At 73.3% G+C, this 25645-nt stretch carries 18 protein-coding genes and 1 pseudogene; 5 read left to right on the top strand and 14 right to left on the bottom strand.

The window, feature by feature from the left end:
* Positions 1–400: 400 nt before the first annotated feature.
* Positions 401–1615 (top strand): annotated as a pseudogene (locus IO33_RS0123685) (aminotransferase-like domain-containing protein); the annotation flags it as partial.
* A gap of 56 nt (positions 1616–1671) precedes the next feature.
* Here IO33_RS0123685 and IO33_RS0123690 read toward each other — a convergent pair.
* From IO33_RS0123690 to IO33_RS0123705, 4 genes are all read right to left on the bottom strand, one after another.
* Positions 1672–2181, bottom strand: a complete 510-nt coding sequence (locus IO33_RS0123690) for an O-acetyl-ADP-ribose deacetylase (RefSeq protein WP_031168272.1) — start codon at positions 2179–2181, stop codon at positions 1672–1674.
* Entirely contained in the window at positions 2178–3596 is a 1419-nt protein-coding gene (locus IO33_RS0123695) for a phytoene desaturase family protein (protein WP_209438901.1), read from the bottom strand. Before IO33_RS0123695 ends, IO33_RS0123690 begins: the two co-directional genes overlap by 4 nt.
* A gap of 286 nt (positions 3597–3882) precedes the next feature.
* Positions 3883–4728, bottom strand: coding sequence for an inositol monophosphatase family protein (locus IO33_RS0123700; protein ID WP_031168276.1), 846 nt, complete (start codon positions 4726–4728; stop codon positions 3883–3885).
* A 93-nt stretch (positions 4729–4821) separates the two neighbouring features.
* On the bottom strand, positions 4822–6636 hold the full coding sequence (locus tag IO33_RS0123705; RefSeq protein WP_031168278.1) for a gamma-glutamyltransferase family protein: 1815 nt from the start codon (positions 6634–6636) through the stop codon (positions 4822–4824).
* A 163-nt stretch (positions 6637–6799) separates the two neighbouring features.
* Between IO33_RS0123705 and lplAB the strand changes: the two genes are divergently transcribed.
* Both lplAB and IO33_RS0123715 read left to right on the top strand, forming a co-directional pair.
* On the top strand, positions 6800–7864 hold the full coding sequence (gene lplAB, locus IO33_RS0123710; RefSeq protein ID WP_031168280.1) for a lipoate-protein ligase LplAB: 1065 nt from the start codon (positions 6800–6802) through the stop codon (positions 7862–7864).
* Positions 7865–8077: 213 nt separating this feature from the next.
* Positions 8078–8794, top strand: coding sequence for a hypothetical protein (locus IO33_RS0123715; RefSeq protein ID WP_031168282.1), 717 nt, complete (start codon positions 8078–8080; stop codon positions 8792–8794).
* Between the two features lie 21 nt (positions 8795–8815).
* On the opposite strand, the gene IO33_RS0123720 is transcribed toward IO33_RS0123715, so the two are convergent.
* The 9 genes from IO33_RS0123720 to IO33_RS0123760 form a co-directional block, all read right to left on the bottom strand.
* Positions 8816–10342: an NCS1 family nucleobase:cation symporter-1 gene (locus IO33_RS0123720; RefSeq protein WP_031168284.1), complete on the bottom strand. Its 1527-nt coding sequence runs from the start codon at positions 10340–10342 to the stop codon at positions 8816–8818.
* Between the two features lie 115 nt (positions 10343–10457).
* On the bottom strand, positions 10458–11477 hold the full coding sequence (locus tag IO33_RS0123725) for a TIGR03842 family LLM class F420-dependent oxidoreductase (RefSeq protein ID WP_031168286.1): 1020 nt from the start codon (positions 11475–11477) through the stop codon (positions 10458–10460).
* Positions 11478–11488: 11 nt separating this feature from the next.
* The gene (gene hydA / locus IO33_RS0123730; RefSeq protein WP_031168288.1) at positions 11489–12892 is read right to left on the bottom strand and encodes a dihydropyrimidinase; all 1404 of its coding nucleotides are present in this window, start codon (positions 12890–12892) and stop codon (positions 11489–11491) included.
* Positions 12893–12997: 105 nt separating this feature from the next.
* Complete coding sequence (locus tag IO33_RS0123735) at positions 12998–13840, bottom strand: nitrilase-related carbon-nitrogen hydrolase (RefSeq protein WP_031168290.1); 843 nt, start codon at positions 13838–13840, stop codon at positions 12998–13000.
* Between the two features lie 155 nt (positions 13841–13995).
* Positions 13996–15567, bottom strand: coding sequence for a PucR family transcriptional regulator (locus tag IO33_RS0123740; RefSeq protein WP_031168292.1), 1572 nt, complete (start codon positions 15565–15567; stop codon positions 13996–13998).
* Between the two features lie 33 nt (positions 15568–15600).
* Positions 15601–16884, bottom strand: coding sequence for an aspartate aminotransferase family protein (locus tag IO33_RS0123745; protein WP_031168294.1), 1284 nt, complete (start codon positions 16882–16884; stop codon positions 15601–15603).
* Positions 16881–17723, bottom strand: a complete 843-nt coding sequence (locus IO33_RS0123750; protein WP_031168296.1) for a nitrilase-related carbon-nitrogen hydrolase — start codon at positions 17721–17723, stop codon at positions 16881–16883. The genes IO33_RS0123745 and IO33_RS0123750 overlap by 4 nt, the downstream gene beginning before the upstream one ends.
* 207 nt (positions 17724–17930) lie before the next feature.
* Positions 17931–19841, bottom strand: coding sequence for a hypothetical protein (locus tag IO33_RS0123755; RefSeq protein ID WP_031168298.1), 1911 nt, complete (start codon positions 19839–19841; stop codon positions 17931–17933).
* 138 nt (positions 19842–19979) lie between these two features.
* The gene (locus tag IO33_RS0123760; RefSeq protein ID WP_031168300.1) at positions 19980–20231 is read right to left on the bottom strand and encodes a helix-turn-helix domain-containing protein; all 252 of its coding nucleotides are present in this window, start codon (positions 20229–20231) and stop codon (positions 19980–19982) included.
* Positions 20232–20293: 62 nt separating this feature from the next.
* Between IO33_RS0123760 and map the strand changes: the two genes are divergently transcribed.
* Both map and IO33_RS0123770 read left to right on the top strand, forming a co-directional pair.
* Positions 20294–21097 (top strand): type I methionyl aminopeptidase, encoded by an 804-nt coding sequence (map, locus tag IO33_RS0123765; protein WP_031168302.1) that lies wholly within the window; start codon positions 20294–20296, stop codon positions 21095–21097.
* A gap of 101 nt (positions 21098–21198) precedes the next feature.
* Positions 21199–23739, top strand: a complete 2541-nt coding sequence (locus IO33_RS0123770) for an ATP-dependent Clp protease ATP-binding subunit (RefSeq protein WP_031168304.1) — start codon at positions 21199–21201, stop codon at positions 23737–23739.
* Positions 23740–23756: 17 nt separating this feature from the next.
* Here the strand turns inward: IO33_RS0123770 and ggt are convergent, their stop codons facing one another.
* Complete coding sequence (gene ggt, locus IO33_RS0123775; RefSeq protein WP_031168306.1) at positions 23757–25559, bottom strand: gamma-glutamyltransferase; 1803 nt, start codon at positions 25557–25559, stop codon at positions 23757–23759.
* Positions 25560–25645: the final 86 nt, after the last annotated feature.

Below are 25645 nucleotides of genomic sequence, written 5' to 3' on the forward strand. Positions count from 1 at the left end.
GCGCTTCTCCGCCCCACCCGGCCCGCCGACCCCTCACGCGCCGGGCCCGCAGACCCTTCCCGCCCCCGACCCCCAGGCCCGTCCCGCGCCCGGCGCACAGCCCCCGCACGTACCGGGCCCACAGCCCTCCCGCCCGGCCGGCTCACCACCCGGTCCCGCGCCCGGCGCGCAGCCCCCTCAGGCACCAGTCCCTCAACCTCCTCACCCCTCCGGCCCGACGACCCCCCACGCGCCGGGCCCGCAGACCCTTCCCGCCCCTGCCCCGCAGGCCTCTCACACACCCGGCCCGCCAACCCGTCCCGCACCTGGCGCACAGCCCCCTCACACACCCGGCCCACAGACCTCCCGCCCAACCGGCTCACCAACCCGGCCCGCGCCCGGCCCACAACCCCCTCGTCCAGCCGGCCCACAAGCCCCTCACCCGCCCGGCCCACGAACCCCCGCCCTGCCGGGGTCGCCGTCCCCCGCCCGGCCCGGCTCGCCGTTCTCCCGAGTGCCCGGCGTCGATGTCTTCGACGTGCTGCGGGACGCCCCGGCCGGCGTCGACTTCACGCCGGGCCGGCCGGACCTCAGCACCTTCCCCCGCACCGCCTGGCTGCGTGCCGAGCGTGCCGTCCTGGCGGAGCTGTCCGCCGAGCACCTCGGTTACGGCGACCCCCGGGGCGCCCCCGCGCTGCGGCGGGCCGTCGCCGACTGGCTCGCGCGGATGCGGGGTGTGCGGGTGGAGCCGGAGGAGGTGCTGATCGTCGCGGGTACCGCACAGGCGCTCACCCTGCTCCATCAGGTGCTGCGGGCGGACGGCGTCGACGCCGTCGCGGTGGAGGACCCCGGCTCGCTCGGGGGCCGCCAGCATCTGCGGAACGGGGGCCTGGACACCCCGCCGGTGCCGGTGGACGACCACGGGGTGCGGGTGGACGCGCTGCGCGCGACCGGTGCCCCGGCGGTGCTGCTCACGCCGGCCCACCAGTTCCCGACGGGGGTGGTGACCAGCGGCGAGCGCCGGCGTGAGCTGCTGGGCTGGGCGCGGGAGGGCGGGTTGATCCTGGAGGACGACTACGACGCGGAGCACCGCTACGACCGTCCGCCGGTCCCCGCGCTGCGGGCACTGCTCGCCGACCGGGTGTGCTACATGGGCAGCGTGTCCAAGCTGCTCGCCCCGGCGCTGCGCATCGGCTGGCTGGTGGCCCCGCCCCGCCACCGCGCGGCCCTGGTCGACGCGAAGCGGTACAACGACCTGGGCAACCCGGTGCTGCCGCAACTGGTGCTCGCCCGGCTGATGGAGTCCGGCGGGCTGGAGCGGCGGCTACGGCAGATGCGGCGCCGGCACCGCGACCGGCGCGACGCGATGATCGCCGCCCTCGCCGAGCATCTGCCCGGCGGTACCGTGCACGGCGCCGCGGCCGGTCTGCATCTGACGGTCACCTATCCGGCGGACGTGCCCGACACCGAGGTGGCCGCCGCCGCGCTGGCCCGGGGTGTGAAGTGCCAGCCGCTGTCCTGGCACCGGCAGTTGCCCGGGCCGCCCGGACTCGTCCTCGGCTACGCGGCCACCGCGCCGGGCGTGATCGCCGAGGGCGTGGCCCTGCTCGGCGGCATCCTGCGCGAACTGTCCTGACCGGACGGGCGAGGTGCGGCACCTGTTCCCGGATGCGCCGCGAACGGCGGTGCGGCTCAGCCCGCTTGGCGGGCGAACGCGTCGTAGGCGTGCTGGTCGAAGAGGACGAAGCGCACCTCCTGGACCGCCGTCGCCGTGTTCCGCACCGTCTCCACGGCGATCCGTGCCGCGTCGTCCATCGGCCACCGGTACACGCCGGTGGAGACGGCCGGGAACGCGACCGTGCGCGCGCCGAGTTCGTCGGCGACCTTCAGGGACTCGCGGTAGCAGGAGGCGAGCAGGTCGGAGCGGTCCTCGCTCGCGCTGTGCACCGGGCCGACCGTGTGGATGACCCAACGGGCGTCGAGTGCGCCCGCCGTCGTGGCGACCGCCTCGCCGGTGGGCAGGCCCTTGCCGTACCGGGAGGCGCGCAGGGCGCGGCACTCCTCCAGGATGGCGGGGCCGCCGCGCCGGTGGATCGCGCCGTCGACCCCTCCGCCGCCGAGGAGGGAGGAGTTGGCCGCGTTGACGATCGCGTCGGCGCTCTGCCGGGTGATGTCGCCCTGGACGAGGGTGATGGTGGTCATGTCTGCCTCAGTCTTCGCCATACGGCCTTGGCCGCGTTGTGCCCCGACATGCCGTGCACGCCGGGTCCCGGCGGGGTGGCCGAGGAGCAGATGAAGACGGCCGGATGCGGGGTGTGGTACGGGAACAGGGACAGTCTGGGACGCAGCAGCAGCTGGAGTCCGGAGGCCGCGCCGCAGGCGATGTCGCCGCCGACGTAGTTGGCGTTGTGGGCGGCCAGCTCGGCGGGGCCCGAGACGGCGCGGGCGAGCACGCGGTCGCGGAAGCCGGGGGCGAAGCGCTCCAGTTGGCGTTCCATGGCGTCGGTGAGGTCACCGGACCAGCCGTTCGGGACATGGCCGTACGCCCAGAAGACCTGCTTGCCCTCGGGGGCGCGGGTCGGGTCGACCACACCGGGCTGCACGGTGATCATGAACGGTCTGGTGGGAGCGCGGCCCTCGCGGGAGGCGGCGCGCAGGGCGGTGGAGATCTCGGCCTGGCTCGCGCCGACCTGCACGGTGGTGGCGGCGCGGGCCTCGGGCGCGGTCCAGGGCACCGGGCCGTCCAGCGCGTAGTCGATCTTGAAGACGCTCGGGCCGTAGCGGTAGCCGCGGTAGTGGTCGCCGAAGCCGGCGATACGGGCCAGCGCGGTGGGTGAGGTGTCGAAGACGTACGCCCGCGCGGGCGGCAGGTCGTCCAGACGCTTGACCTCGTAGTCGGTGTGGACGGCGCCGCCCAGGTCCTTGAGGTAGGCCGCGAGGGCGTCGGAGATGGCCTGGGACCCGCCGCGGGGCACCGGCCAGCCGCGGGCGTGGGCGGCCAGGGCGAAGACGAGTCCGATGGCGCCGGTGGCCAGGCCGTTCAGCGGCGCGATCACATGCGCGACCAGGCCCGCGAACAGGGCCTTGGCCCGCTCGTCCTTGAAGCGGCGCAGCAGCCAGGTGGACGGTGGCAGCCCGGCCAGGCCGAAGCGGGCCAGGGTGACGGGGTCGCGCGGGAGCGCGGTGAGCGGCAGGGACATGAAGTCCCGCACGAGGGTGTCCCAGTGGGGGAGGAAGGGCCCGACCAGTCTGCGGTAGGCGCCGGCGTCGCGCGGCCCGAAGGAGGCGGCGGTCTCGGCGACCGAGCGGGACAGCACGGCCGCGGTGCCGTCGGGGAAGGGATGCGCCATCGGCAGCCCGGCGTGCAGCCACTGCAGGCCGTAGCGCTCAAGGGGCAGGGCGCGGAACGCCGGGGAGTTGACGCCGAGGGGGTGGGCGGCCGAGCACGGGTCGTGCCGGAAGCCGGGCAGGGTCAGTTCCTCGGTGCGGGCGCCGCCGCCCACCGTGGACTTCGCCTCGAACAGCGCGACGGAGAAGCCGCGGCGGGCCAGCTCCACGGCAGCGGTCAGTCCGTTCGGTCCCGCACCCACCACGACCGCATCGAGCATCGACGGCACCTTCGGACCCCTTCGTCAGCCGATGGCCACTCGGGGCCAGGATATGCCGGAGGACCGACACCGCCCCGGCCCGGGGGCCGGGCGGCCCGGCGCCGGGTGACCGCGGGCGGTGCCGGGTGGGGGAACCGGGGCACCCGCATCGCGGCGGAGCCGCCCTTCGACGCGGCCCCGCGTCCCTGGCGGGTCGCGGTCGCCGCCCCGCCCGCAGGCCGTGTCCCGCGGGCCGTCGCGCCGCCGGTCCGGTCGCCGGCGGACGGGCGCCGGCCGAGCGGGGCCCGGTGTGGGCTCAGGCCGTCGTCCGCAGCAGTGCGGCCACCCGCTCGGCGGTCGCGGCGTCCCGGGCCGCGGTGAACGGCAGGACGTTGCCGCCGGTCACGCGGAACGGCTCGCCGGCGCGGGTGAGATGCGTGCCGCCCGCCTCCTCGACGAGGAGCAGGCCGGCCGCGTGGTCCCAGGCCGCCTCCCAGGAGAAGGCGACCGCGTCCAACTCGCCCCGGGCGACGGCGAGATACTCCAGGCCCGCCGAACCGCAGGGGCGGGGGGCGAGGCCGTCCGTCCACAGGGCGCACAGCGCGCGCTTCTGCTCGTCGGTCGTGTAGTCCGGGTGGGAGGTGGCGACGACGAGGTCGCGGCCGGGCGCGGGCGGGCCCGCGAACAGCCGCTCGCCGTCGAGGAAGGCGCCCTTGCCGCGGACCGCCGTGGCCAGCTGGTCGCGCGCCGCCGCGTAGGTCCAGGAGGCCAGGACGACGCCGCGGTGGGCGAGCGCGACCAGGGTGCAGAACCCGTCGTCGCCGTGCACGAACTGGCGGGTGCCGTCGACGGGGTCGACGATCCACACCGGTGCGTCGCCCTGCAGCGCCGCGTACGTCGCCGGGTCGGCGTGCACCGCCTCCTCGCCGACCACGACGGAGCCGGGCAGCAGGGCGCCGAGGTCTTCGGTGAGCCGCAGCTCGGCGAGCCGGTCGGCGTCCGTCACCAGGTCGTGGGGGCCGCTCTTCTGGTCCACCTCGTGGTCGGCGAGCCGGCGGAAGCGGGGCAGGATCTCGGCCTCGGCCGCCTTGCGGACCGCTTCCTCCACGTCGACCGAGCACCGGTCGAGAAACTCGTCGATGGTTTCCGTGTCTTCGATCATGCCTCCATGAGAGCACGCCCCGCTGACAAGCCCCCGGCCCGCCCGGTACACACCCGGTGGAATCGGGATGAAGAACAGGTGCCGGACGATCACTCAGCGGCCCACGGCGTACCCCTGCATCCCGCGCGGGTTCGCCGCCGCCGACAGCACGCCGGTCTCCGGATCCCGGGCCACCGCGCTCAGGCGTCCCTCGGACCAGGCCGGGGCGACGGTGACGTCGTGGCCGCGCCGCCGCAGCTCCTCGATCACGTCCGCGCCCAGACGGGACTCCACGGTGACGCTGCCGGGGCGGCGGCCGCGCGGGTAGAAGGAGCTGGGGAAGCTGTCGTTGTGCCAGTTCGGGGCGTCGATGGCGCCCTGGAGGTCGAGGCCGCCGCGCACCGGGGCGCCCAGGGCGACGGCGAGGAAGAAGTGCAGCTGCCACTGGTCCTGCTGGTCGCCGCCGGGCGTGCCGAACGCCATGACCGGCACGCCGTCGCGCAGCGCGAGGGACGGGGTGAGCGTGGTGCGGGGGCGGCGGCCCGGGGTGAGGGAGTTCGGCAGCCCCTCTTCCAGCCAGGTCATCTGCAGCCGGGAGCCGAGCGGGAAGCCCAGCTCGGGCACGACCGGGTTGGACTGCAGCCAGCCACCGCTGGGCGTGGCCGCGACCATGTTGCCCCAGCGGTCGACGACGTCCAGGTGGCAGGTGTCGCCGCGGGTCGTGCCGTCGGCCGCCACGTGCGGCTCGCCGGGGATGCGCGCGACCGTCGGCTCGCCCGCGCCCATCGGGTCGAACTCGGGGGCGCTGCTGTCCACGCGCGCGTACGCCTGCGCCGGCAGCCGCGGGGTGCGTCCGCCGGGGCTGCCGGGCCGCATCTCCCAGGAGGCCTTGGCGCCGACCAGGGTCCGCCGGCCGGCGTTGTAGTCGTCCGAGAGCAGCTCGGCGAGCGGCACCTCGGCCGCGTCCCCGTACCAGGCCTCCCGGTCGGCCATCGCGAGCTTGCAGCCCTCGACCAGCAGGTGGACGTAGTCGGCGGAGCCGGGGGCGGGCAGCTCCGGCGGGAGCAGGGCGAGCTGCTGCAGCAGGGCGGGGCCCTGGCTCCAGGGCCCCGCCTTGCACACGGTCCAGCCGTTCCAGTCGTAGCTCACCGGAGCCTCGTAGGTCGCCGACCACCCGGCGAGGTCGGCCTCGGTGAGGACGCCGGTGTGCCGGGTCCCGCTGGTGTCCATCGTGGGCCGCCGCGACTGCCGTATCAGGGCCTGGGCGATGAAGCCGGAGCGCCACACCTCCCGCGCGGCGTCGATCCGGGCCTCCCGGTCGCCGCTGCCCGCGGTCTCGGCCAGGAGCCGCTTCCAGGTGGCGGCGAGAGCGGGGTTGCGGAAGCGCTCACCGGGCCGGGGCGCCCGGCCGCCCGGGAGGTAGACCTCCGCGGACGAGGTCCACTCGGTCTCGAACAGCTCCCGGACGGTCTCCACGGTCGCGCCGACCTTCTCCACGGGCGCGTGCCCGTGCTCGGCGTATCCGATGGCGTACCGCAGGACGTCGTCCAGGGACTTCGTGCCGTGGTCGCGCAGGAGCAGCAGCCAGGCGTCGAAGGCGCCGGGCACGGCGGTGGCGAGCGGTCCGGTGCCGGGTACGAGATCCAGCCCGAGCCCCCGGAAGTGGGCGCCGCTCGCGCCGGCCGGGGCCACGCCCTGGCCGCACAGCACCTGGACCGCACCGCCCGCCGGAGCGAGCAGAATCGGTACCTCACCGGCCGGCCCGTTCAGATGCGGCTCCACCACGTGCAGCACGAACGCCCCCGCCACAGCGGCGTCGAAGGCGTTGCCGCCGCCCTCCAGCACCGCCATCGCCGACTGGGAGGCCAGCCAGTGGGTGGAGGACGCCATCCCGAAGGTGCCCTGCAGGGTGGGCCGGGTGGTGAACACGGGCATCGTCTCCTCGCTCGGTACGTCTGGCACGGGTACGTCTGGCTCGGCTGCCTCTTCCGGGTGATCGTACGAGCGTGATCGCCGTCCCGGGGAACACGAAGAGGACCCGTCGTGTTCTTCTCAAGCCGGTCTCAAGCGGTGGATGACGGAGGGCCGGGCGGTGCACGGTGAGTACAAGGTGCCGGGCGGCAAGCTCGTCGTCGTGGACGTGGACACCGACGGCGGCGTGCTGCGGCACGTGCGCGTGGCGGGCGACTTCTTCCTGGAACCCGACGAGGCGCTGGACGCGGTGAACGCCGCGCTGGAGGGCGCCCCCGCGGACACGGACGCGGCGGGCCTGGCCGCCCGGATCGAGGCGGCCCTGCCCGCCGGGACGGTGATGTACGGCCTGACCTGCGAAGGCATCGGCATCGCTATGCGCCGGGCCCTCGCGCGCGCCACGGACTGGACCGACTACGACTGGCAGCTGATCCACGAGGGGGCGCAGCCGCCCGCGCTGCACATGGCCCTGGACGAGGTGCTGACCGCCGAGGTCGCCGCGGGCCGGCGACCGCCGACGTTGCGGGTGTGGGAGTGGGGCGCCCCGGCCGTGGTCATCGGCAGCTTCCAGTCCCTGCGCAACGAGGTGGACCCCGAGGGTGCCGCGCGGCACGGCATCGAGGTGGTGCGGCGGATCTCCGGCGGCGGCGCGATGTTCGTGGAACCCGGCAACACGATCACCTACTCCCTGTCGGTGCCCGAGTCCCTGGTCCAGGGCCTGTCCTTCCAGGACAGCTACGCCTATCTGGACGACTGGGTGCTGGGCGCCCTCGGCGACATGGGCGTCCGGGCCTGGTACCAGCCGCTGAACGACATCGCGACCGACCAGGGCAAGATCGCCGGCGCCGCGCAGAAGCGGATCGCCGGGCCCGGCGGGGGCCCGGGTGCCGTGCTGCATCACGTGACGATGGCGTACGACATCGACGCCGGCAAGATGACCGAGGTGCTGCGCATCGGGCGGGAGAAGCTGTCTGACAAGGGGACGCGCAGCGCGAGGAAGCGGGTCGATCCCCTGCGCCGGCAGACGGGGCTGTCGCGTGCGGCGGTCATCGACCGGATGATCGAGTCGTTCCGCGGGCGGTACGGCCTGGCACCGGGCACGATCACGGACGAGGAGCGGGCGCGCGCGGCGGAACTGGCCCGCACGAAGTTCGCCTCCGCACGGTGGACGCAGCGGGTGCCCTAGCCACCCGGCGCCCCGGTGAACTCGGCGCCCGCCGACGACAGGAGCCGCATAACGGGCAGAGCGGGACGTCGTGAGCGTGCCGTCGTGACCGCGCGGGCACGCTGCGAGTTTTCGCTTCCGCCCCACAGGGACTCGTGTGACACTGTCGTCCCCGTCCACCCCCCGCGGACCCCTCCGTACCCCGCCCCGCCCCCTCCCCCCGAGAAGTGCGCCGTGCGTTCTCTTCCTCTGCCGCTCGCCCTCACCGCGCGGATCTCGCCGGTCGCCGTTCTCGCCTGTGCCGGCTGGGCGCTGACGTCCGGCCCGGCCGCGCCGCCGGCGGACGCCGGGCACCAGGCGGCCCAGAAGACGTCCGCCCAGTCCGCCTCCTCCGGCTCCTCCTCCGATTCATCTGGTTCATCCGGTTCGTCCGACTCGTCGGGCGGCGCGGGCGCGAAGGCGTACTCCGCCGCCCCCTCCCCCTGCACCAGCGTGCCGGCGGCGACCGTCAAGTCCCTGGTGCCCGGGGCGAAGACGACGGGCAAGGAGATCCCGTCGACGGACACCACGCTGCGCCGCACCTGCTCCTGGAACGCGCTGCAGGGCTACGACTACCGCTGGCTCGACGTGTCGTTCGAGATCAGCTCGTCGGAGCAGGAGGCGCAGCAGGAGTACCAGCAGCGGGTGAGCGAGAAGAGCGGCGGCGGGACGGTGCCGGGGCTCGGGGACGGCGCCTACTCCGTGGTGAACCTGACCACCGAGGACAAGCAGCAGACCCGGGAGGGTGTGGTGCTGGTCCGGGTGTCCAACGCCGTGGTGGTCGTCACCTACAACGGCAGTGACTTCGAGACGAAGAAGGCGCCCGGTGCGGACGAGATCAACAAGGGGGCCATCCAGGCGGCGCGGGCCGCGGTCGGCGCGCTCGGGGGCGGGCGGTCGCAGGCCGGCTGAGCACCCGCCCCCGCGGATCGGCTAGGGCGCGGTCCGCCCGCGGCCCGTCAGCAGGGTGAGGGTCAGGTACAGGACCAGGGACGTGCCCAGGCCCACCGCCCAGCCGTAGTCGGCGAGGGCGGACAGGGCGGGGATGGGACGGCCGTCGATCAGGGGCTTGAAGCTGGCACCGCCGACGGCGAGGACACCGCCCGCCAGGAAGGCGGCGACCGCCCGCCAGTTCCAGCCGGCCGCGTACCAGTACCGGCCGCCGGCGCGGTAGAGGTCGGCGAGGTCCAGGCGGGTGCGGCGCAGGAGCCAGTAGTCGGCGACGAGGATCCCGGCCACCGTGCCGAGCAGGCCGCCGACCAGGCCCAGCCAGGTGAAGATGTAGCCCTGCGGGTCGGAGTACAGCTTCCAGGGGAAGATGAGGACCGCGAGGACGGCGGTGATGAGCGCTCCGGTGCGGAAACTCACCTTTCTCGGCGCCACGTTGGAGAAGTCGAACGCCGGGGAGACCAGGTTGGCCGCGATGTTCACCGAGAGGGTGGCCACCAGCACCGTGACGAGGGCGTAGAGCAGGCCCACCACGTTGTCCGTCTTCGCCGCCAGCTGCACCGGGTCCCAGACCGGCTTGCCGTACACCGCCTGCGAGCCGGAGGTGACCAGGACGGACAGGAACGCGAACAGGGTCATCGTGGTCGGCAGGCCGAGGGCCTGACCCCAGGTCTGGGCCTTCTGGCTCCGCCCGTAGCGCGTGAAGTCCGGGATGTTCAGCGACAGGGTCGACCAGAAGCCGATCATGCCCATCAGGGACGGCCAGAACAGCTTCCAGAAGTCTCCGCCCCAGCCCAGCGTCGACGGCTGGTCGAACAGCGGGCCGACGCCACCGGCCTTGCTGCTCATCCACCACAGCATCACGAACGCGCCCACGAGCACGAAGGGCGCCGCCCAGTTCTCGAAGCGGCGGATGGTGTCCATGCCCCGGTGGATGATCGCGACCTGGATCGCCCAGAACAGCGCGAAGGACAGCCACATGGTCCAGGCGTAGCCGCCGACGTGCGCCGCGTTCGACCAGCTGCCGCCGATCAGCTTCCCGGCGAGGAAGTAGATCGCCTCGCCGCCGATCCAGGTCTGGATGCCGAACCAGCCGCACGCCACCAACGCCCGTACGACCGCGGGCAGGTTGGCGCCGCGCACACCGAAGGAGGCGCGCGCGAACACCGGGAAGGGGATGCCGTACTTGGGGCCGGCGTGCCCGGTCAGCAACATCGGCACCAGCACGACCAGGTTGGCCAGGGCGATGGTGAACACCGCCTGCTTCCAGTCCATGCCGACGGCGATCAGGCCGGAGGCCAGCGTCCAGGAGGCCGTGTTGTGGGCCATGCCGACCCAGAGCGCGGAGAAGTTGTACGTGGTCCAGGTGCGCTTCTCGGCCGGGACCGGCAGCAGGTCCGCGTTGGCGTAGGGGCCGCTGGGCTGGGGCGCACCGGGGGCGATCGTCACCCGGCCGTCGGGGAGGGTGACCTGGGCGGACGGCGGTATGGCGGTGGGAGCGGTGTCGGTCATGGGCAGGCCAATCGAACGAGGTGGGACGGGAGAGGCCGTGCGGGCACCAGCCCCTCCCCTTCGGCGGCGGGGAGGGGTGACCAGGAGGTGGGGGACTCGAACTCGGATGGAGCGGTCAGGAGTTGACGGCCGGGATCACCGTCGCGCCGTACGCGTCGATGGTGGCCTCCTGCGCGTCGTGCATGTCGTACACCGCGAACTGGTCGACGCCCAGCGCGCGGAGCGCGTTCAGCTTCTCGATGTGTGCCTCTGGCGGCCCGATGACACAGAACCGGTCGACGATCTCGTCCGGCACGAACTGGGTGTCAGGGTTGCCGCTGCGTCCGTGGTGGGCGTAGTCGTAGCCCTGCCGTGCCTTGATGTAATCGGTGAGCGCGTCGGGGACCTGGGCGGAGTGTTCGCCGTACTTGGCGACCAGGTCGGCGACGTGGTTGCCGACCATGCCGCCGAACCAGCGGCACTGTTCGCGGGCGTGGGCGAGGGCCTCGGGCGAGTCGTCCTCGGTGACGTACGCGGGCGCCGCCACGCAGATCGTCACCTTCGACGGGTCACGCCCGGCGGCGACCGCCGCGTCCTTGACCGCCTTCACCATGTACTCGGTCAGGTACAGGTCGGACAGCTGGAGAATGAACCCGTCGGCCTCCTCGCCGGTCATCTTCAGCGCCTTGGGGCCGTACGCGGCCATCCAGACCGGGAGTTCGGCGCCCGGCTTGATCCACGGGAACCTGATCACCGTGCCGCCGAGGTCGGCCTCCTCGCCCCGGCCGAGGGCGCGGATGACCTTCATGGCCTCGCTGATCCGGGCGAGGGTGTTCGGTTTGCGGCCCGCGACCCGCATCGCCGAGTCGCCGCGGCCGATGCCGCAGACGGTGCGGTTGCCGAACATGTCGTTGAGGGTGGCGAAGGTGGAGGCGGTGACCTCCCAGGTGCGGGTGCCCGGGTTGGTGACCATCGGGCCGACCGTCAGCTTCGTGGTGTTCGCGAGGATCTGGCTGTAGATCACGAACGGCTCCTGCCAGAGCACGGCGGAGTCGAACGTCCAGCCGTACGTGAACCCGTTGCGCTCGGCCCGCTTCATCAGGCTGACGACGCGGGAGGCGGGCGGGTCGGTCTGCAGGACGAGTCCGAAGTCCATGAGCGCCACTCCTAGTTGAGGTACTGACAGGTGGAGCGCGGGGTGAAGACGCCGTGGCCGGCGTGCCCGGTGTACTCGCGCTCGGTGATGACCGCCTCGCCGCGGGAGAGCACGGTCTCGACCCGGCCGGTGACGCGCTTGCCCTCATAGGCCGAGTAGTCGACGTTCATGTGGTGCGTCTCGGCCGACATGACCTGCTCGGCGTGCGGGTCGTAGATGACGATGTCGGCGTCGGCGCCCGGGGCGATGGTGCCCTTCTTCGGGTACAGGCCGAACATGCGGGCGGGGGTGGCGCAGGCGATCTCGATCCAGCGGCGGCGGGAGATGTGCCCGTCGAGGACGGCCTGGTGGAGCAGGTCCATGCGGTTCTCGACGCCGGGAAGGCCGTTGGGGATCTTCGAGAAGTCCCCGCGGCCGAGCTCCTTCTGGCCCACGAAGCAGAAGGGGCAGTGGTCGGTGGAGACGACCTGCAGGTCGTTCGTCCGCAGCCCCTGCCACAGCCTGGCCTGGTGCTCCTTCGGCCGCAGGGGCGTGCTGCACACGTACTTCGAACCCTCGAAGTCCGGCTCGGCGAGGTTGTCGGTCGACAGGAACAGGTACTGCGGACAGGTCTCGCCGAAGACGTTCAGCCCCTCGTCGCGTGCCCGCGCCAGCTCGGCCACCGCCTCCATGGCCGAGACGTGCACGACGTACAGCGGGGCGCCGGCGACCTGCGCGAGCCGGATGGCGCGGTGGGTGGCCTCGGCCTCCAGCAGCGCCTTGCGGACCTCGCCGTGGTAGCGGGGGTCGGTCTCGCCGCGCGCCAGCGCCTGCTCGACCAGGACGTCGATGGCGATGCCGTTCTCGGCGTGCATCATGATCAGACCGCCGTTCTCGGCGGAGCGCTGCATGGCGCGCAGGATCTGCCCGTCGTCCGAGTAGAAGACGCCCGGGTAGGCCATGAACTGCTTGAACGAGGTCACGCCTTCCTCCACGAGGAGATCCATCTCCTTGAGCGTCTCCTGGTTCACATCGGAGACGATCATGTGGAAGGCGTAGTCGATCGCGCAGTTGCCCTCGGCCTTGGCGTGCCAGGTGTCCAGGCCCTCGCGCAGGGTGTGGCCGACGCTCTGCACCGCGAAGTCGACGATCGTCGTCGTACCGCCCCAGGCGGCGGCCCGGGTGCCGGTCTCGAAGGTGTCGGAGGCGAAGGTGCCGCCGAACGGCAGCTCCATGTGGGTGTGGGCGTCGACACCGCCCGGGATCACGTACTTCCCGGTGGCGTCGATGGCCCGCTCGGCGGTGAACGCCCCGGCGGCGGGGGTGCCCGACGCGGCGAGGGCGGCGACGCGGCCGTCCTCGATCAGGACGTCGGCGTGGATCTCGTCGGATGCGGTGATGACCAGGCCTCCGCGGATGACGGTACGTCCAGTCATGGGGCCCACTCCTTCGTTGGTCGCGTGCGGTTGTCTGTGGCTGAGCGCGCCCACGCGGCGGTGGCCGCATGTCGAGCACGGTCCCGCCCCCTCACGGGGCGCTGGTCACGGCGCCGTCAAGGGCTCGTACGCCCCCGGCGCCCGGTCCCGGTAGAACTGCCAGCGGTCGCGGACCTCGCGGAGTTTCGCCAGGTCCAGGTCGCGGACCACCAGTTCGGTCTCCTTGTCGCTCGCCACCTCGCCGACGAACTGGGCCTCGGGGTCCACGAAGTAGGTCGTGCCGTAGAAGTCGTTGTCGCCCAGATCCTCCACCCCGACCCGGTTGATCGCACCGACGAAGTACTCGTTGGCCACGGCCGCCGCGGGCTGCTCCAGCTGCCACAGGTACCGGGACAGACCGCGCGAGGTGGCCGACGGGTTGAACACGATCTCGGCACCGGCGAGGCCCAGCGCCCGCCAGCCCTCCGGGAAGTGGCGGTCGTAGCAGATGTAGACGCCGATCCGGCCGACGGCCGTGTCGAAGACGGGCCAGCCGCTGTTGCCCGGACGGAAGTAGAACTTCTCCCAGAACCCCCGTACTTGGGGGATGTGGGTCTTGCGGTACTTGCCGAGGTAGGAGCCGTCCGCGTCGATCACGGCCGCGGTGTTGTAGAGGACTCCCGGCTGCTCCTCCTCGTACATCGGCAGGACCAGGACGATGCCCAGTTCGCGGGCGAGTGCCTGGAAGCGCTGGACGGTCGGACCCTCGGGGATCCGCTCGGCGTACTCGTAGAAGGCCTTGTCCTGGACCTGGCAGAAGTAGGGGCCGTAGAACAGCTCCTGGAAGCAGAGGACCTGGGCGCCCTGCGCGGCGGCGTCGCGGGCCGCCTGCTCGTGCACCTGGATCATGGATTCCTTGTCGCCGGTCCAGGCGGTCTGGAAGAGGGCGGCACGGATCACTCGGCTCATCGGGACCTCCGGTAGCTCGGTGTGCCGTGAGCCTAGGAAGCCCGCGGGGAGCGTTCGATGGGCAGCGTGTCACGTCTGCGGGCGTGCGGCGTGCCACCGTGTCACGTCTGCGCAGTCCCATGTTTCACCGCCGTTTTCGCAGGTCGTCGCATGTTTCACCCCTGTTGCGCATCATGCGCGAGGAGCGCGATGTGCACGGAGGCCGCCTGTTCGAAGTCGTCCAGGTCGACACCGAGGCGGCCCTGTATGGCCTCCAGGCGGCGGTAGAGGGCGGGCCGGGAGACATGGTGGAGCTGGGCGGTGCGGGACTTGTTGCGGCCGGTCGCCAGATAGGTCCGCAGGACGTTCAGCAACTCCGGCTCGGTGTCGCCGAGCAGCCCGTCCAGCTCCCGCTCGGCGAAGGACTGCACCTGCGGGTCGTCGCGCAGCAGGCGGATCAGGCCGCGCAGGTGTACGTCCTTGAGGCGTACGACGGCCGGCAGGGCGAGGGCGGCCGAGGAGTCGGCGACGGCGTCGGCGACATGCCGGGCCTCGCGCAGTCCGGCGGGCACGTCGTCCCAGGCGGTGCGGGGGCCGGCGGCGGCGACCACGGCCTGTGCCCCGGCGCTCAGCCGGGCCGCGAAGTGGGCGGTGAGGACCTCGGCGTCCTGGTCGCGGGCGAGACTGAGCAGCACGGCGGCCGCGCCGTCGGCGAGTTCGGCGACCAGCCCGGACAGGCCCAGCAGGCGCAGCACACGGTCCAGTTCGGCCGCCGTACGGTCCAGGACGACCAGCGGGACGAAGGTGCGCCGGTTGACGGGCAGCCCGGCCGCGCGTGCCCTGGGCAGCAGCCGGCAGGCCGGTACGACACCGGAGACCAGGTCGGTCAGCAGGCTCTGTGCGGACTCCTCCTCCCAGGAGGGAGCGGAGCCGCCGCCGAGCATGCGGTGCAGGACCAGTGCCTCGGCGGCGCGGTCGGCGAGCAGCCGCCCGGTGGCCGTCTCGCCCCGGTAGCCGCACAGCAGCAGCCGGCCCCAGCGCTCCCCTCGTCCGCCCAGTTCGGCGCTGATCCAGCCGCCGCCCGCGCCCGCGCCGGCCTGCCGGGCGACCCGCTCCCAGTCGCGCAGCACGTCGTCCACCGCGGACCGCTCCCCCGCCGTGGCGAGGACGCGGTGGGCGAGGTTGGTGACCACGACCGGGCAGCCGCTGTGCCGGGCGACCTCGTCGAGCAGGCGCTGCAGCGGAGCACCGGCCGTGATCAGGGCGGTGAGTTCGGTCCGTACGGCCTCCGAGAGGCTGACGGCGGCGAACTTGCGCCGCACCAGCCGGCACTGGACCTCCTCGGTCAGCTCGGCGAAGGGGAAGGGCCGGTGCAGGACGACCATCGGCAGTCCGCACCGCTCGGCGGCCCGGCGCATCACCTCGGGCGGCGCCGGGAAGGCCCGTCCGAGGCCGAGTACGACGGCGGCGGCCTCCGCCCGGTGCAGCGACTGGATGTACTCGGCCTGCTTGGCCTCGTCGCCGGCCAGGAGCACGCCGGTGGTGAGCACCATCTCGCCGCCGCTGAGCATCACGCCGACGTCGGCGGCCTCGGCGACGTGCACCCAGCGCACCGGCCGGTCGAGCTGCCCGGCCCCGGCCACCACCTCGGGCTCCCCGGCGAGCACCCGCTCCAGGGTGAGCACCTGGCGGACGGAGAGGGCGGGTTCCGGGGCAGGGACGTGCCGGGATTCCCAGGTGGTCGTCATGGCCGTACACCCGTTCTCTAGTACGTGCTCCCTCTAGTAGGCGCTCCTGAGCGCCCGTTCCAGGATCGCCGCGCCCTCCTCCGCCTCGGCGACGGTGAGCGACAGCGGTGGGGCGATGCGCAGGGCGCTGGTGTCGTGCCCGCCTCCCTTGCCGATGAGCAGCCCGCCCTCGCGGGCCGCCTCCAGTACGGCGGCGGCCGCCCGCGGGTCGGCCTCGTCGGTGCCGGGCCTGACCAGTTCGACGCCGATCATCAGGCCACGCCCGCGCACCTCGCGCACGCCGGGCAGTTGCGCGGCGACGGCACGCAGCCGCTCGATGAGCAGGCCGCCGACCCGGCGGGCGTTGCCCTGCAGGTCGTGCTCCAGCAGATACGCCAGGTTCGCCAGCCCGGCCGCCATGGTGAGCTGGGTGCCGCCGAAGGTGGAGATGCTGTTGGCGTCCAGGCAGTTCATGATCTCGGCGCGGGCGATCACCCCGCCGATCGAGCTTCCGTTGCCGATGCCCTTGGCGAAGGTGACGATGTCCGGCGGGCCGCTGCGGGCATGCGCCTGCCAGCCCCAGAAGTGCTCGCCGGTGCGGCCCCAGCCGGTCTGCACCTCGTCGGCGATCCACAGGACGCCCTGCTCGTCCAGGACCTCGCGGAAGGCGGCGTAGAGGCCGTCGGGCGGGGAGGTGAAGCCGCCGACGCCCTGGATGGGTTCGGCGATCAGCGCGGCGGGCGGCCGGGTGTGCCCCAGGATGTCCTTCAGGTCGGCGACGCACGCGTCGATGAACGCCCGGTCGTCCAGCGCGGCGTACGGTCCCCGGGTGCGGACGCCGCCGTGGACGTACAGGGTCTGCAGCGGCGACAGCGAGGTCGGCGACCAGCCGCGGTTGCCGGTGATGCCGACCGTGCTGAAGGAGCGGCCGTGGTAGCTGTTGCGCATCGCCAGGACCGTGTTGCTGCGCCGGTGGGTGGTGGCGAGCAGCAGCGCGGTGTCGTTGGCCTCGGTGCCTGAGGTGGTGAAGAAGACCCGGGCGTCCGGGATGCCGCTGAGGTGGGCGATGCGCTCGGCCAGGTCGACCATCGGCCGGTTCAGGTACAGCGTCGAGGAGTGGACGATCCGCCCGGCCTGCTCGCTGACCGCCTTGGTCACCTCGGGCAGCGCGTGTGCGGTCATCGTCGTCAGGATGCCGCCGAAGAAGTCCAGGTACTTGTTGCCGGCGGAGTCCCAGACGTGGCGGCCCTCGCCGTGGGTGATCTCGATCGGCTCGTCGTAGTAGAGGGCGAGCCAGTCGGGGAGGACCTGGCGGTGGCGGGAGTAGAGGTCGTTCACGGCTGCACCAGTCCTTCGTAGGCGTCGGGACGGCGGTCGCGGTAGAAGGCCCACTGCTGCCGCACTTCGTCGATGAGGCCGAAATCGAGGTCGCGGACGAGGAGTTCCTCGGCCTTGTCGCTCGCGGCCCCGCCGACGAACTGCCCGCGCGGATCGACGAAGTAACTGGTCCCGTAGAAGTCGTTGTCGCCGTACTCCTCCTGCCCCACCCGGTTGATGGCGGCGACGAAGTACTCGTTGGCGACGGCCGCCGCGGGCTGCTCCAGCTGCCACAGGTGGGCCGAGAGGCCGCGGTGGGTGGCCGAGGGGTTGTAGACCAACTGGGCGCCGTTCAGACCGAGTTGGCGCCAGCCCTCCGGGAAGTGCCGGTCGTAGCAGATGTAGACGCCGACCTTGCCCACAGCGGTGTCGAAGACGGGCCAGCCGAGGTTGCCCGGCTTGAAGTAGTACTTCTCCCAGAAGCCCTTGACCTGCGGGATGTGGTGCTTGCGGTACTTGCCGAGGTAGCTGCCGTCGGCGTCGATCACGGCGGCGGTGTTGTAGTAGAAGCCGGACCGCTCGACCTCGAAGACCGGTACGACGACGACCATGCCGGTCTCCCTGGCGAGGTCCCGCATCCGGCGGACGGTCGGCCCGTCGGGCACCGGCTCGGCCCAGCGGTAGTGCTCCGGTTCCTGGACCTGGCAGAAGTAGGGCGAGTTGAAGACTTCCTGGAACCCGATGATCCTCGCGCCGGCGCGGGCCGCCTCGCGGGCGTGCTCCTCGTGTTTGGCCACCATGGACTCGGTGTCGCCGGTCCAGGTGGCCTGGACCAGTGCGGCTCGTACGACGTTGGTCATGAGCTGCTCCTTCGACGCGACCGTCAGAGCCTCTACGCCCGTAGAGCAGGCCGTAGAGGGACGAAAGTAAGCCTCCTGGAGGCCCTTGCCAAGACCATCGTCGTCAACCCGCGGAGTCGATCACGTTTCACACTCCTGTGGGTGAGCACCACGACCGCCCGCAGGGGTGAAGCGGGGCAGACCAGGACATGTCTCCTGGGGCGCCGGTCACGTCGTGTGCCCGGCCACCCGCAGTGCGTGCACGAGGTCCCAGTACCGCTCGTCGGAGACGGCCCGCGCGGCACGCAGGAGCAGCGGGACGAGCCGGTGGGGAGCGGGGGCGGCGCTGCGGGCGGCTTCCCCGGCGGTACGGACCCGTACACACGCGTCCAGCAAGGCTTCCGTCTCCCGCCGGCGGCCCTCCTCCTCCAGCCGCAGCACGGCCGCGCCGATCTGCTCCGGTGGACGGGCCACGCCCTGCCGCAGCAGCTGCCGCCCGTCGGCGTCCCGGCCGACGGCGGTCAGCGCGTCGGCGACGGCGACCAGCCGCTCCGCGGGCAGCGAGGCGGCCTCCCACAGCAGCGTCGCCCAGTCGGCACCGAGCCCGGCGCGGTCCAGCGCGTCCGCGAGCGGCGGGAACCGGCCGGCGGGCCACTGCGCGGCCTCGGTCAGCAGTACGTGCGCCTCCCCGCTGCGACCCTCGGCCCGCAACCGCGCCAGCCGCTCCACGACCCCGGCGACGGCCGCTCCCGCCGCCGGGTCCACCGTCCCGCCACCGTCCGGCTCCGCCTCGGCGGCCTCCGCACCCCCGGCGAACCGCGCCCCACGCGCGGGCGCCTCCGGCATGACGGACGGCACCTGCTGCACGAGGTCCCCGTCCTCCGCCATCCCGGCGAACCGCGCACCGCCACGACGCCGTCTGCGCGGCTTGGCGGACACGGAAGACGCCCCTGCCCGTGGCCCGGCCTCCCCTGGGGCCACCACGGGCGGCACCGGTCCGTCCGCGAGCGCTTGTGCGGACGGACCGGGGGCGGCGGCGTCCATGGGCACCTGTACGGACGGGCCGGAAGGGGCGGCGCCCGTGGGCGGGAAGGGCCGCGCCGGGGCGGCGGCGCCCGCGGCGAAGCCGAGAAGGTCGGACTCCTCGCCAACGCCGGACGCGACCGGATACGAGGGCCGGCCCCCGGCAGCGGCATCGGCATCGGCATCGGCATCGGCATCGGCATCGGCATCGGCGAACGGGGACGGCTGGGCCGCAGCAGGAGGACTCGCCGTGAAGGCAGCCGATCGGAAGCCTTCGTCGAAGGCGGACGCGGCGGCACGACCAGCGGCGTCGGAGGCGGGGCCGGCCGGCCAGGACTCCGAGCCGGCCCCGGAGCGGACATGGGGTTCGGTACGCGGGGAGGCGGGGGCGGAAGCGGCCTGGGGCGGTCGCCGGCCGGCGTCCCGGACCGGCCCGGCCGCACCCCGCTCGGCCCCCTCAAGGCGCCCGGCGGCATCCCGGGCCGGCCCCTCAAGAGGCCCGGCGGCATCCCGGGCCACGCCCTGAAGACGCCCAGCCGCGTCCCACTCGTCCCTGTCGAGGGGCCTGTGGGGTGGTGTCTCCAGGGGCACGGCAGGGTGGCCCGCCTCCCGGCGGGCCAGCTCCGTCAGGCGGTCCCGCAGTTCCGCGCACCTCGCGGTGGCGCGGGCGTGGTCGTCCCGGGCCCAGGCGAGGTCGAGGCGCAGGGAGTCGGCCTCCTCGGCGGAGGCCGGGGCGGACAGCAGGCGGGTCAGCGCGGCCTGGCGTTCGACGGCGTAGCGCTGCTCGCGGAGCATGACGTCGAGGCGGTCGGCCAGGGTGTCCCGCGCGCCGGGCCGGGCGTCGTACGCCGTGAGCGCGGCCCGGTACAGGGCGCGGGCGCGCTCAAGCTCGGCCGCCGCGGCGGCGGGGCCGTACTCCGCGGCGAAGTCCGCCAGCAGCGCCTCCACGACGTCCCACGGCGGCACCTCGCTCCCGTCCAGGCAGGCCCGCATGCCGTCGGGGTCGCGCCGCCAGAAGACCCCGCTCCAGCCACCGCCCTGCTCCATGCGCGCCAGCAGGCCGTCCAGGTAGCTCGCGAACTCCCGCTCCCCACCGGGGAGTCGATCCACCGCCATCGCTCAGCTCCCGCCCGACCGCCGGCACTTCCATCGGGCAGGCAACACCAGTCGTGTTACGGCACTGCTACACAGAGTTTTCCGGCAGTGCGCGGGCGCCTCATCGCGGGCCGGGGGCCGTTGCGCGGAGCCGTCACCTCACACGGGCGCGAGCGCGCACCGCGCGACCAGCTCGTCCATCGACAGCCCGAGGACCTGGGCGAGCGCGGCCACGGTGAAGAACGCGGGCGTCGGCGCCCGGCCCGTCTCGATCTTGCGGAGCGTCTCGGCGGAGACGCCCGCCCGCGCGGCGACCTCGGCCATGCTCCGGCCGCCGCGCGCCTCGCGCAGCAACTGCCCGAGCCGCTCGCCGCGTTCACGCTCTTCGGGGGTGAGGGGGGTGCGCACCATGCACCCATTCTAATACCGCCCACCTCCGCCTTCCCCATTTAAATACCGGTATAGTAATTGGCATGGTGGAACTGAAGACGGACGCGTCGATCGACGCGATGCACGCGGCGGGCCAGGTCGTCGGGCGGGCCCTGACGGCGGTACGGCAGGCCGCGGAAGTCGGCGTCTCGCTGCTGGAGCTGGACGAGGTGGCACGGGAGGTGCTGCGCGAGGCCGGGGCCTCGTCGCCGTTCCTCGGCTACCGCCCCTCCTTCGCCCCGACCCCCTACCCGGCGGTGATCTGCGCCTCCGTGAACGACGCGATCGTGCACGGCATCCCCACCCGGTACCGGCTGCGCGACGGCGACCTGCTCTCCGTGGACTGCGGCGCGGAGCTGGACGGCTGGGCCGGCGACTCCGCGCTGAGCTTCACGGTGGGCCGCCCCCGTCCGGCGGACCTCCGGCTGATCGAGACGGCCGAGCGCGCCCTGGCGGCGGGCATCGAGGCGGCCGTCGCCGGCAACCGCGTCGGCGACATCGCCCACGCCGTCGGCCGGGTGTGCCGCGCGGCCGGCTACGGCATCCCGCAGGGCTTCGGCGGCCACGGCGTGGGCCGTCGTATGCACGAGGAGCCCGACGTCCCCAACGAGGGCCGTCCGGGGCGCGGACTGCCGCTGCGCCCCGGCATGGTCCTCGCGATCGAGCCGATGCTCATCGCCGGCGGCAAGGACGCCTACCACGAGGCCGGCGACGGCTGGACCCTGCGCACGAGCGACGGCTCCCGCGCGGCCCACGTCGAGCACACCGTCGCCGTCACGCACTCCGGTCCCCGGATCCTCACGGCGCGGCAGGCGCCCGCGGGCCGCGCACCAGCGCCTCGGCCGTAGGCGAACATGCCCACCCCCACGGATCGTGACAAGGTGGGCATGAGCAACCCACCCCCGGGTTACCCGGCCGCTCCGCATGCCGTCAGCGAAGGAACCATGCGATGACCAACGGCTACCCTCCTGACCCCTTCGGTGAATTCATGGCCCGCTTCTTCGGCGGCCCCCCGAGCGGGGCGCAAGGGCCCCGCCACATCGACATCGGCCGCCTGCTCAGCCAGCCGGCCCGTGAGCTGGTCAGAGGGGCCGCCGTGTACGCCGCCGAGCACGGCAGCCGGGATCTGGACACCCAGCACCTGCTGCGCGCGGCGGTCGCGGCCGAGCCCACCCGGAGCCTGCTGAGCCGGGCGGGCGCGGACCCGGACTCGCTCGCGACGGAGATCGACGACCGGGCCGGCCCGGTGCAGCACCCGCCCGGCGAGGTGCCCCCGCCGACCTCGCTGTCGCTCACCCCGGCCGTCAAGCGCGCCCTGCTGGACGCGCACGACATGGCGCGGGCGAGCGGCGCCGGGTACATCGGCCCCGAGCACGTGCTGAGCGCGCTGGCCGCCAACCCGGACTCGGCGGCCGGCCACATCCTGCACGCGGCCCGGTTCTCGGCCGGCTCGCTGCCGGCCGAGGCCCCGGAGACCACCCAGACGCGCCCGGAACGGCAGCGCGCCACCGGCACGCCCACGCTGGACAAGTACGGCCGTGACATGACCGAGCTGGCCCGGCAGGGCCGGATCGACCCGGTGATCGGCCGGGACGCCGAGATCGAGCAGACCATCGAGGTGCTGTCGCGGCGCGGCAAGAACAACCCGGTGCTGATCGGCGACGCCGGCGTGGGCAAGACGGCCATCGTCGAAGGCCTCGCGCAGCGCATCGCGGACGGGGACGTCCCGGACGTGCTCGCGGGCCGCCGGGTCGTCGCCCTGGACCTCACCGGGGTCGTGGCCGGCACCCGCTACCGGGGCGACTTCGAGGAGCGCCTGAACAACATCGTGGAGGAGATCCGCGCCAACTCCGACCGGCTGATCGTGTTCATCGACGAGCTGCACACCGTCGTCGGCGCGGGTTCCGGCGGCGAGGGCGGCGCGATGGACGCCGGCAACATCCTCAAGCCCGCCCTCGCCCGGGGCGAGCTGCACATCGTGGGCGCGACCACGCTGGAGGAGTTCCGCCGGATCGAGAAGGACGCGGCACTGGCCCGCCGCTTCCAGCCGGTCCTGGTGCCGGAGCCGACGGTCGAGGACACCACCGAGATCCTGCGCGGGCTGCGCGACCGGTACGAGGCCCACCACCAGGTCCGCTACACCGACGAGGCGCTGCTGGCCGCCGTGGAGCTGTCGGACCGCTACCTCACCGACCGGCGGCTGCCGGACAAGGCGATCGACCTGATCGACCAGGCCGGCGCCCGGGTACGGCTCGGCGCGCGGACCAAGGGCACGGACGTACGCGCGATGGAGCGGGAGGCCGAGCAGCTGGTCCGGGACAAGGACCAGGCCGTCGCCGACGAGGACTACGAGCAGGCCAAGCAGCTGCGCGACCGGATCGGCGAGCTGAAGCAGCGGATCGCCGAGGCGAGCGGCGACGACAAGGCCGACGAGGGGCTCGATCTGGAGGTGACGGCGGAGGCCGTCGCCGAGGTGGTGTCCCGGCGGACCGGCATCCCGGTCAGCCGCCTCACCCAGGAGGAGAAGGAACGGCTGCTCGGCCTGGAGGAGCATCTGCACCAGCGGGTCGTCGGCCAGGAGGAGGCCGTCGGCGTGGTCTCCGAGGCCGTGCTGCGCTCCCGCGCGGGGCTCGCGAGCCCGCACCGCCCGATCGGCAGCTTCCTCTTCCTCGGCCCGACCGGCGTCGGCAAGACCGAGCTGGCCCGGGCGCTCGCCGACGCGCTGTTCGGCAGCGAGGACCGCATGGTCCGCCTGGACATGAGCGAGTACCAGGAGCGGCACACCGTCTCCCGGCTGGTCGGCGCCCCGCCCGGATACGTCGGGCACGAGGAGGCCGGGCAGCTCACCGAGGTGGTGCGCCGGCACCCGTACTCGCTGCTCCTGCTCGACGAGGTGGAGAAGGCGCACCCGGACGTCTTCAACGTCCTGCTCCAGGTCCTGGACGACGGCCGGCTGACCGACTCGCAGGGCCGGACGGTGGACTTCACCCACACGGTCATCGTGATGACGAGCAACCTCGGCTCCGAGGCGATCACCCGGCGCGGTGCGGGGATCGGGTTCGGGCCGGGCGGTGCGCAGGCGGACGAGGAGGCGCGCCGCGAGCAGATCCTGCGCCCGCTGCGCGAGCACTTCCGGCCGGAGTTCCTCAACCGCATCGACGAGATCGTGGTCTTCCGCCAGCTGACCGGTGAGCAACTGCGGCAGATCACGGACCTGTTGCTGGAGGGCACCCGGCGGCTGCTGGACGGGCAGGGCGTCGCGGTCGAGTTCACGCCCGAGGCCGTCGACTGGCTCGCCGAGCGGGGCTACCAGCCGGAGTACGGTGCCCGGCCGCTGCGCCGCACCATCCAGCGGGAGGTGGACAACCAGCTGTCCCGGCTGCTGCTGAACGGCACGATCTCCGAGGGCAGCCGGGTGACGGTGGGCACCCGGGACGGGCGGCTGGACTTCCGTACGGAGGAAGCCCGGCCGCCCGCACCGGAGTTGTGAGGCGCCTTCGGCGGGCCCTACGGCGCCGGGTCCACCACCATCGCCGAGCCGCCGCCGCGCCGTACCTTCTCGGCGGCGGCCAGCCACTTCCCGTCCGGCAGCCGTTGCACGCCGGTGGCCGCGCCGATCTCCGGGTTGAGTGAGAAGGAGTGCCCGATGGCCTTCAGCTGCTTCCTCGTGTCGCTGTCGTAGAGGGCCGGTTCGAGTTCCGTCCTGGCCGCGTTGCGCTGGCTGGCGCGGGGTGCGGCGATGGCGTCGACCAGCGGCAGACGCCGGTCGAGGAACTCCGTCAGGGTCTGCAGCACGGTCGTGATGATGGACGCGCCCCCGGGTGAACCGAGCGCCACCACCGGCCTGTTGTGCCGGTCCAGGACGATCGTCGGGGACATCGACGAGCGGGGCCGCTTGCCCGGGCCGGGCAGGTTCGGGTCGTGCACCGCCGGGTTGGCCGGGACGAAGGAGAAGTCGGTGAGCTCGTTGTTGAGCAGGAAGCCCCGGCCGGGCACGGTCATGCCGCTGCCGCCGGTCTGCTCGATGGTGAGCGTGTAGGCGACGACGTTGCCCCACTTGTCGGCCACGGTCAGATGCGTGGTGTTCTCGCCCTCGTACGTCGTCGGGGCCGCCGTGCCGCCCGCTGCGCAGGCCGTGGGGTGGCGCGGGTCGCCGGGGGCCAGCGGGCTGGTGAGGACCGCGTCGTCCTTGATCAGGCAGGCGCGGGAGTCGGCGTACCGCTGCGACAGCAGCTCTCTCGTCGGTACGTCCTCGAAGGCGGGGTCGCCGACCCAGCGCCCGCGGTCGGCGAAGGCGATCCGGCTCGCCTCGATGTAGTGGTGCAGGTACTGCACCTCGCCGGCCTTCGACAGGTCGGTGTTCTCCAGGATGTTGAGCGCCTCGCCGACCGTCGTGCCGCCCGAGGAGGAGGGTGCGATGGAGTACACGTTCAGACCGCGGTACGACGTCCTGGTGGGCGCCTGGAGCTTGGCGCGGTAGACGGCGAGGTCCTTCTCGGCGAGCTTGCCGGGGCGGGCGTTCCAGCCGGAGGCGGGGTCCACGGGCGGGTGTTCGACCGTCTTGACGATGTCGTCGCCGATGTCCCCGCGGTAGATCGCGCCGACGCCCCTGCGGCCCAGTTCCTCGTAGGTACGGGCGAGTTCGGGGTTCTTCAGGGTGGAGCCGACGACGGGGAGCTTTCCGTCCGGCAGGAACAGCCTGGCGGTGTCGGGGAAGTAGCGGAACCGGGCCTCGTTGGACGCGGTCTGCGCGCGGAAGGTGTCGTCCACCGTGAAGCCGTCCCGGGCGATCCGCTCGGCCGGTCTGAGGACGGTGGCGAGCCTGTCGCTGCCCCACTCGTCCAGCGCCTGCTGCCAGGTGGCGGGGGTGCCCGGGGTACCGACGCTCAGGCCGCTGCTGACGGCGTCGGCGAACGCGAGCGGCTTGCCGTTCTCCGTGAACAGGTCGGAGTCGGCGCTCAGCGGCGCCGTCTCGCGGCCGTCGATGGTGTGCACGGTGCGCGTCTTGGCGTCGTAGTAGACGAAGTAGCCGCCTCCGCCGACGCCGGCGGAGTAGGGCTCGGTGACGCCGAGCGCCGCGGCGGTGGCGACGGCCGCGTCGACCGCGTTGCCGCCGTGTCTGAGCACCTCTATTCCGGCGGCGGAGGCGTCCGCGTCGACGCTGGCCACGGCACCGCCGTAGCCGACGGCTACGGGAACCTTGCCGCCCGTACGGGCCGTCGCCGGGGCGGGCGGCGCCGCCGCCCCCACCGACACCATTGCGGCCGAGACCGCCAGAACCGCCAGTTTCCGCGTAGCTGGGCGACCCATGCGTACCTCCCGTCGGGACAGTCCGCGCAGCGTAACCAGATCGGTCCAGTACCGACAGTACGCCTGCGCACCCTGCCGCACGAACG

This window comes from Streptomyces durhamensis, assembly GCF_000725475.1.
In the GTDB taxonomy this organism is placed as follows: Bacteria; Actinomycetota; Actinomycetes; order Streptomycetales; family Streptomycetaceae; genus Streptomyces; species Streptomyces filipinensis.